Source organism: Xanthobacter aminoxidans (genome assembly GCF_023571765.1).
GTDB lineage: Bacteria > Pseudomonadota > Alphaproteobacteria > Rhizobiales > Xanthobacteraceae > Xanthobacter > Xanthobacter aminoxidans.
In genome coordinates this window covers 127,094-135,731 of the sequence record NZ_JAMJXC010000016.1, presented here as the reverse complement: position 1 = coordinate 135,731, position 8,638 = coordinate 127,094, and the positions used below count along the sequence as shown (strand labels likewise).

Annotated in this window: 6 protein-coding genes and 1 pseudogene; all 7 read right to left on the bottom strand. The window is 68.0% G+C overall.

Annotated elements, in window-relative coordinates; genetic code table 11:
• Positions 1–177 precede the first annotated feature (177 nt).
• Positions 178–579 (bottom strand): annotated as a pseudogene (locus EJ105_RS21120) (allophanate hydrolase-related protein); the annotation flags it as partial.
• Positions 580–641: 62 nt separating this feature from the next.
• Positions 642–4,184, bottom strand: a complete 3,543-nt coding sequence (uca, locus tag EJ105_RS21115) for an urea carboxylase (RefSeq protein ID WP_250167875.1) — start codon at positions 4,182–4,184, stop codon at positions 642–644.
• Position 4,185: 1 nt separating this feature from the next.
• Entirely contained in the window at positions 4,186–4,833 is a 648-nt protein-coding gene (locus EJ105_RS21110) for an urea amidolyase associated protein UAAP2 (protein WP_250167874.1), read from the bottom strand.
• Between the two features lie 11 nt (positions 4,834–4,844).
• Positions 4,845–5,657: an urea amidolyase associated protein UAAP1 gene (locus EJ105_RS21105; protein WP_250167873.1), complete on the bottom strand. Its 813-nt coding sequence runs from the start codon at positions 5,655–5,657 to the stop codon at positions 4,845–4,847.
• Between the two features lie 10 nt (positions 5,658–5,667).
• On the bottom strand, positions 5,668–6,492 hold the full coding sequence (locus EJ105_RS21100; RefSeq protein WP_029557650.1) for an ABC transporter ATP-binding protein: 825 nt from the start codon (positions 6,490–6,492) through the stop codon (positions 5,668–5,670).
• Positions 6,489–7,301, bottom strand: a complete 813-nt coding sequence (locus tag EJ105_RS21095) for an ABC transporter permease (protein ID WP_250167872.1) — start codon at positions 7,299–7,301, stop codon at positions 6,489–6,491. The genes EJ105_RS21100 and EJ105_RS21095 overlap by 4 nt, the downstream gene beginning before the upstream one ends.
• Before the next feature lie 227 nt (positions 7,302–7,528).
• Positions 7,529–8,632 carry a putative urea ABC transporter substrate-binding protein gene (locus EJ105_RS21090; protein WP_029557652.1) on the bottom strand — a complete coding sequence of 368 codons (1,104 nt, stop codon included), beginning with the start codon at positions 8,630–8,632 and terminating at the stop codon, positions 7,529–7,531.
• Between the last annotated feature and the right edge of the window lie 6 nt (positions 8,633–8,638).

The window sequence follows — 8,638 nt, the reverse complement described above, 5'->3', positions numbered from 1 at the left end:
CCACCAAAGCTCGCACTCGTCGCCATCGCCAGACGCATCGTCGTCACCGCAAACGCCCTCCTACGCGACAACGTCACCTTCCAAACCTGACCAGCCCTCAACACAGTTGCCGGCTCGCATTCCGCTTTCGCTGCATGCGTCCGGGGCGCGAGGGCGGTGAGGGCCTCCCTGTCGGTCCTATGCCTGGGACAAACCCTTCCCTCCGCTCACATAAGCGCGCCAGCCGCCCAGTGCGGTGATCTCCTCCGCCTCTTCCACCGCATGGGCCTCGCACAGGAAGCCGGGCACCTCGGAGCCGTCCTCCAGCCGCAGCTTGCCCACCCCCAGCGGGGCGGGGATGGCGGCGACGAAGCGGCCGAAGGCGGCGGGGTCCAGCGCCCACACCTCCACCTCCAGCCCCGGCCCGGAAAAACCGGGGGCGCGCACCACGCCGGGCTTGCGGGGCGTGGTGTCGGGCAGGACGAAGAGCCGATAGTCCGGCGCGGTGCGGCAGCTCTTCACCAGCACGCCGCCGGCGCCGGTCAATTCGCCGTTGAGGGGCATGCCCGTGAGGTGCGCGCCCACCACGGCGATGGGCACGGCATCCGGCGGGAGAGAGGCGCGAGCGCCGCTGAGCGGGGTCTCGTTGGTCATCTTGGTCCTCACACGGTTTCGAGCACGCAGACCACATCGCCCGAGCGGACGGTGCGGCCCGGCGCGGCGCGGATCTCGCGGACGCGGCCAGCGGCGTGGGCGGTGATGGAAATCTCCATCTTCATGCTCTCGATGATGGCGATGGTGTCGCCTGCGGCGACCACCGCTTCCTCTTCCACCAGCACCTTCCAGACATTGCCCGGCACGTTGGCGGAAACGCCGAAGCAGCCGTCCGGCATCTCGCTTTCGCCCAGCATTCCGGCGCCGTCCTCGACGACGAAGCTGTCCAGCCCCTCCGCCTTCCAGCGCGCCCGCTCGGCCTCGAAGGCGGCCTGCTGACGGGCCTTGCCGGCGGCGATGGCGCCGGAATTGGCGGCAAGGTTCGCGGCGTAGTCCGCATAGGAGAAGCGGCTGTCCTCGATGCGCACGGGATAGGCGCCGTGCGGGAAGGCGGCGCGCGCCTCCATCAGTTCCTGATGGGAGACGTAGAAGAAGCGGATCTCGTCGAAGAAGCGCAGCAGCCACGGGTTGTCTTTGAACGCAGGCGTGCGCCGCCAGGTGTTCCACATCTGGATGGTGCGGCCGAACAGCTGGTAGCCGCCCGGCCCCTCCATGCCATAGATGCACATGTAGGCACCGCCGATGCCCACCGCGTTTTCCGGCGTCCAGGTGCGGGCCGGGTTGTATTTGGTGGTGACGAGGCGGTGGCGCGGATCGATGGGGGTGGCGACCGGCGCACCGAGATAGACATCGCCGAGGCCGAGCACCTGATAACTGGCGCCGAAGATGATGTCCTTCACCGCCTGCTCGTTCTCGAGCCCGTTGATGCGGCGGATGAACTCGATGTTGTCCGGGCACCACGGCGCGTTGGGCCGCACCAGCTCCTGATACTTGCGCATGGCGAGTTCCGCCTGCGGGTCGTTCCAGGACAGCGGCAGGTGGACGATGCGGCTCGGCACCACCACGTCCTCAGCCGCCGGCAGGCCTTTCTCGATCTCCGCGAGGGCATCGAGCAGCTTGGTGCGGGGCAGGCTCGCGCCGTCATAATGGATCTGGAGCGAGCGGATGCCGGGGGTGAGGTCGATGAGGCCCGGCAGCTTCGCCTGCTGCACCGCCTCGGCCATCAGATGCGCGCGCAGGCGCAGGGCGACATCGAGATGCATGTCGCCGAACTCGACCAGCAGATTGTCGTCGCCCTGCCGGCGATAGACGACGCGCACCGGCCCATCCTCATGGATGGCGAGGAGGGGGGAGGATGTCTCCTCCGGCGCGCCGACGATGGCCGGGCCGGCGATGGGGTCTTCCGGCCGGGGCAAGGGCACGAAGCGCACGCGGTCGCCGGGCTTCAATTGCCCCATCTTCCACTGCTCGTCGCGGGCGATCACCGCCGGGCAGACGAAGCCGCCCAGCGAGGGTCCGTCCGGGCCGAGGATGATGGGCATGTCTCCGGTGAAGTCGATGGCGCCGATGGCATAGGCGTTGTCGTGGAGATTGGAGGGGTGGAGCCCCGCCTCCCCGCCGTCCGTGCGCGCCCAGCGGGGCGTCGGCCCCATCAGGCGCACGCCGGTGCGGGCGCTGTTGAAATGCACCTCATAGGTGGCCGAGAATAGGTCCGCGATGTCGTCCGGCTGGAAGAAGTCCGGCGCGCCGTGGGGGCCGTAGAGCACGCCGATCTCCCACTCGCGGGTGAGGGGGGCGGGGGCGGGTACCTCGGCAGCGGGCGTCGTGGGGCGTGCGGCGGCGGGGGCAAGGTGCAGCGCGTCGCCCGCCTTCAGCGTGCCGGTGGCATGGCCGCCGAACTGGCCGAGCGCGAAGGTCGCCCGCGAGCCCAGCACCACCGGCGCCTGGAAGGCTCCGGCGACGGCGAGATAAGCCCGCTGGCCGGCGCCCTCGATGGTGCCGATGGCGAGCATCTGCCCGGCCTTCACCGGGAAGGCCGCATCGTGCGGCACCAAGGCGCCGTCGAGCTTGGCCGGCATGTGGGCGCCGGAGATGGCCACCGTCGCATCGTCATGGAAGCGCAGGGTGGGGCCGTTGACGGTCATTTCCAGCGCGCACGCCACCTCGGCATTGCCCACGAGGGCATTGGCGCGGCGGAAGGAGTGTTCGTCCATGGGGCCGGAGGGCGGCACGCCCACATGCCACAGGTTCAGCCGCCCCGGCAGTTCCTGAAGGCTGGACTGGGCGCCGGGCACGACCACTTCCACGCTGGTGGGCCGGAAGGCGAAGTCCTTCAGCGCGGTGGTCGCCACCTTGCCGGAGGCGAGGAGGTCGGACGCGGCGATGGCGGAGAGATATTGAAGGTTCGTCTCGATGCCGCAGATGGAGGTCTCGGCGAGCGCCTTCTGCAACGCCGCGATGGCGCCGGCGCGGTCGTCCGCCTTCACGATCACCTTGGCGAGCATGGGATCGTAAAAGGGCGTCACCTCCGTGCCGGTCTCGATCCAGCCGTCGATGCGCGCCCAGTCGGGGAATTTCACCTCGGTGAGGAGGCCGGCGGAGGGCTGGAAATTGGCGTGGGGGATTTCCGCATAGACGCGCACCTCCATGGCCGCGCCCTTCGGGCTGAGCGGTCCGGCAGCGGCGATGGGGTCTTCCCCCGCCGCCTGGCGGATCATCCACTCCACGAGGTCGATGCCGAACACCGCCTCGGTGACGGGATGTTCCACCTGCAAACGGGTGTTCACCTCCAGGAAATAGAACTCCTGCCGCGCCGGGTCGTAGATGAACTCCACCGTGCCGGCGCTCTCATACTTCACGCTCTCGCCGAGCTGGACGGCGGCGGCGTGGAGGCGGGCACGCACGGCATCGGAGAGGAGGGGGGCGGGGGTTTCCTCCACCACCTTCTGGTTCCGCCGCTGGAGCGAGCAGTCGCGCTCGCCCAGCGCCACGACCTTGCCCTTGCCGTCGCCGAAGATCTGCACCTCCACATGGCGTGCTTCCGAGACGAAGCGCTCCAGATAGACGCGGGCATCGCCGAAGGAGGCGCGGGCCGTGCGCTGGACGCGCTCGAACACGTCGCGCAATTCCTCCGGCGTGTGGCACAGCTGCATGCCGATGCCGCCACCGCCGGCGGTGGACTTCAGCATCACCGGATAGGTGATGGCTTCCGCCGCCTTCAGCGCCTCTTCGGCGCTTTCGAGGAGGTCGGTGCCGGGCAGCAGGGGCACGCCGCTCGCCTTGGCCAGCTCGCGCGCGGTGTGCTTGAGCCCGAAGGCTTCCAGATGCTCGGGCTTCGGCCCGATGAAGGCGATCCCCTCTTCCGCCAGCCGCCGCGCGAAGCGCACGTTCTCGGACAGGAAGCCGTAGCCCGGATGCACCGCCTGCGCCCCCGTCGCCTTGCAGGCGGTGATGACGGCATCGACGTTCAGATAGCTCTCGGCGGCCGGGGCGGGGCCGAGACGCACGGCCTCGTCCGCCTCCAGCACGCCGCGGGTGAAGCGGTCGGCATCCGAATGCACGGCCACGGACCTGATGCCCATGGCGCGCGCGGTGCGGATCACCCGCCGCGCGATCTCGCCGCGGTTGGCGATGAGGATTTTCGAGAACATCTCAATCCTCCGCGCCGAACACGAGCACCTGAATGGGCGTCGGGTTGAAGCCGTTGCAGGGATTGTTGATCTGCGGGCAGTTGGAGATGACGAGGAGCACATCCATCTCCGCGCGCATCTCCACATAGTCGCCGGGGCCGGAAATGCCGTCCACGATGGCGAGTTCCCCCGTGGGCTCCACCGGCACGTTCATGAAGAAGTTGATGTTGGGCACGATGTCCCGCTTCGTCATGCCGTGCTTCGCCACTTCGAGCACGAAATTCTCGCGGCAGGCGTGCAGATACTTCACCTGATGGCCGAAACGCACCGTGTTCGCCTCGCAGGAGCAGGCGCCCGCCGAGGTGTCGTGCCGGCCGCAGGTGTCGGCCGTCACGGTCGCCATCACGTTTCCCTCGGACGAGATGAGCTTCGTGCCGGTGGAGACATAGGCCGAGCCCTGGACGCGAAGCGTATCCTGCGAGGAATAACGCTCGGAAAAGTCGTCGGCCTTGTAGAACAAGGTATCGACGGCCTGCTGGCCTCCCAGATCGACGATGCGCACGCTCTCGCCGGCCTTCACGAGGCAGGAGAAGGGGGCATTGGCGGGGACGAAGTAATCGCGCAGGGCGGAAGACGCATCGCGGACGGGAGAAGCAAAGAACCGGGTCATGTCGTCCTCCCTCAGCGCGCATTGTTCTCGAAGCCGCGCACGGCTTCGATGGTGGCGGTGCGGCACAGGTCGTCCGCGGCGGGCGCGGGCGGCTGGTGGCGGATAGCCTCCACCGGGGGCGGGGCATGGTCCGGCGCCGGGTCCATGGGATGCGGGCAGTTGGAGAGGGCGACGATGAGGTCCATCTCCGCCCGCAAATCCACGAAATCGCCGGTCTGGCGGGCGTCCTCGATCCAGCGGAAATTGCCGTCCGCATCCGTGCGCACGGGGGCGAAGAAGGTCAAAGCGGGGGGAATGTCCCGCTTGTCGAGGCCGAGCTTCAGCGTCTCCAGGATGAAGTTGTCACGCGTGTTGCGCAGCACTGTCTCGCCATAGCGGGCGCGGTTGGAGGCGGGGGTGGAGCCGCCGACCAGCGCGTCGTGCATGCCGGTGGTGTCCTCAATGAGGGAGAACATCACCCGGCCCATGTCGGAGAACAGCACGCGGCCCTTTCCGAGTGCGGAGGTCCACTGCACCTTCACCGTGTCGGCATAGTTCAGCCGCTCCGAGGCGTCCGCCGCCGACCAGGCGATCATGGAGACCGCCGCCGGCCCGTGGGCCAGATGAATGCGCAGGGCCTCGCCGGCCTTGAGCGGCGTGGACCAGTACCATCCGCCGGGAATGGTCTCGGTGTGCAGCACCGCGCCGGGCATGATGGCTGCGGAGCCGCGCAGGGTCGGGCCGGGCAGGGCCTTGGGCGCATGCTGCTGGCCGGCTGCTTTCAGCTCTTCGTAGCGGCGCTTGTTCTCTTCGATGAACTTCTGGGTTTCGACGCTGACGGTCATGGCTGTCTCCTCAAGCCGTCTTCAGCGCCGGGTCGTCCCGGCCGGTGCCCGAGGGAATGGCCGGGTCGTCCCGGCCGGGGGCGGTGGATTTCAGCTTCAACTGGCCCGCGATCCGCTTGGGCCAGACCTCGATGTCCTTGGCGATGGTGGCGCCGTAGCGGGCCTTCTCCTCCGGCCGGTTGCGGCGGCGCTCGAAGGCGATGATGCGGGTGGCCAGCGTGAAGGCCTCCTTGAGGTCGTGGGTCACCATCACCACCGTCATCTCGCAGGTGTTCCACAGCTTCAGCATGAGCTGGTGGATGTCGGCGCGGATGCCGGGATCGAGCGCGCCGAACGGCTCGTCCAGCAGCAGGATCTTGGGCTTGCGCATGATCGCCTGCGCCAGCGCGAGGCGCTGCTGCATGCCGCCGGACAGCGCCGCCGGATATTTGTCCTCCGCGCCCTTCAGGCCGACCTCCTCGATGAGGGCGCGGGCCTCGTCCTGCGCCTGCCGGCGACGGGCGCCGAACAGGCGGCCGGTCAGGGGCGCCTCCGCCATCTCGGCGGAGAGCAGCACGTTCCCGAGCACGGTCAGATGCGGGAACACCGAGTAGCGCTGGAAGACGACGCCCCGGTCGGCACCCGGCTCGCGGGCGATGGGCTGGCCTTCGATCAGCACCTCGCCCCGCGTGGCGGTTTCCTCCGAGAGGAGGATGCGCAGGAAGGTGGTCTTGCCGCAGCCGGAGGGGCCGACAAGGGCGATGAAGGAGCGTGGCGCGAATTCGAGGCTGATGTCCTCGAGTACGATCTGCTCGCCATATTCCTTCCAGAGATGGCGCACGGAAATGGCGGTCATTTCGCGCCTCCGAACCAGGGGAAGAGGGCGCGGCGGGCGCGGGCGAGGCCGAAATCCATGGCCACCGCGATGAGGGTGATCCAGGCCACGTAGGGCAGGATCACATCCATGGCGAGATAGCGCCGCACCAGGAAGATGCGATAGCCGAGGCCCGAATCCGAGGCGATGGCTTCCGCCGCGATGAGGAAGAGGAAGGCCGGGCCGAGGGAGAGGCGCAGGCCGTCCATCAGGCGGGGCAATATCTGTGGCAGCACCACCCGCACCATCATCTGCCAGGTGGAGGCGCCGAGCGTCTGCGCCTTGATCATCTGCTCGCGCGGCAGTTCCTCCACCCGCATGGCGAGGTCGCGCACCAGATAGGGCGTGATGCCGATGGTGATGAGGGCGATCTTGGATTCCTCGCCCAGCCCCATGACGATGAACAGGATGGGCAGGAGCGCCAGCGGCGGCACCATGGACACCATGGCGACGAACGGCGCCAGCAGCGCCCGCACGAGGGGCAGCATGCCCACCAGCACGCCGATGACGAGGGCGATGATTGTGGCGATGGCCAGCGCCGAGAGCAGCCGCTCCATGCTGGCGAGGGTGTCGGTCCACAACAGGTAGTCGCCGGTGCGGGCATCGGCGGTGAAGGCCATCTTCACGATGGCATTGCCGAGGGAGGGCAGGCTCGGCAGCAGCTTGTCGTCCGGGTTCTCCGCAAGGCGCTGCGCCGAGCCGAGGATGTAGGCGAGAACGACCAGAGCGAACGGGAGGACGGCAAGGAACAGCGCCGTTCCCCGATCCGGCCTGACATTGATGAGGCGCATCAGCGCTGCTCCTGAAGGGTGGGAAGGGGGGTGGAGCGGGTCATCATCCGACCGCACCGTCATGCCCCGGCTTGTCCGGGGCATCCACTTGTCCGCCAGATGGATCTTCGGCCTCAGCGAGCGGACCTGCGGGACCGTGGATCCCCCCGGACAAGCCGGGGGATGACTGCTGGGGGAATTGCGCCCGGCGGGCTCCCTCTCCCGCAAGGGGAGAGGGGAGGAAAGCCTCACAGCTTCCCGTCGGCGACCATCGCCATCCAGGTGTCGGTGAAGCGCAGCTTCACGTTCTTGGCGTCGCCGAGCACCTTGCCGCCGGGCAGCTCGATGCCGATGGCGTCGGCGGACTTGGCGCCGGAGCCGAGCAGCTCCTTCTCGAACAGGAACTTGCGCACGCGGTCCATGGTGGTGCCCACATCCGGCGAGCGGACGAAGGCCACCGCCTCGGGCGCCTTGGCGAAGAGGCGGGTGGCGGCGAGCTGGCTGTCGAAGCCGGCGAGGTCGGTGCCGGAGGCCTTGCCCATGGCCTCGCGCGCCGCCTTGCCTTCCGGCGTGTCGGCGGTGAAGAGGGTGGTCGTGTCGTACCAGATGCCCACCAGCGCCTTGGCGAAGTCCGGATTGTCCTTCAGCACGGCGGTGTTGGCGACGAGGAGGTCCATGATCTCGCCGGGGATCTTGGAGCTGTCGAACACCGCGTGGGCGTTCTTGTCGGTGAGGATTTCCGAAACCAGCGGGTTCCAGGTGACGACCGCCGTGACTGCCTTGGTCTTGTAGGCGGCGACCATGTCGGCATCCGAGGTGTTCACCACCTTCACGTCGCGCTCTTTCAGCTTGATCGATTCAAGCGCGCGGGCGAGCAGATAGTGGGAGACCGAGAATTCGACGAGGTTGACCTTCTGCCCCTTGATGGCGGCAAGGTCCTTCTTGCCCTTCAGGATCACGGCGTCATTGCCGTTGGAGAAGTCGCCGACGATGACGGCGGTGGTGTCCACGCCGCCGGCGGCGGGCACGGAGAGGGCATCCATGTTGGTCACGGTGAGGGCGTCGAAGGCGCCGGCCGTGTACTGGTTGATGCTCTCCACATAGTCGTTGAACTGCACTACATCGATCTTGATGCCGTACTTGTCGGCCCACTTCTTCACGATGCCGGTGTCGTTGGCATAGCCCCAGGGCATCCAGCCCACGTAGATCGACCAGGCGACCTTGAATTCCTTCTTCGGCGCGGCTTCCGCCGGGCCGGCGCCGAGCGCGAGGCCGGCGACTGCCGCGAGGCCAAAGGCCCCCGCGAGCGCGGATTTCAGACGATGAAGTTTGGACGAAACCGGAGTGCGCATTCAAAT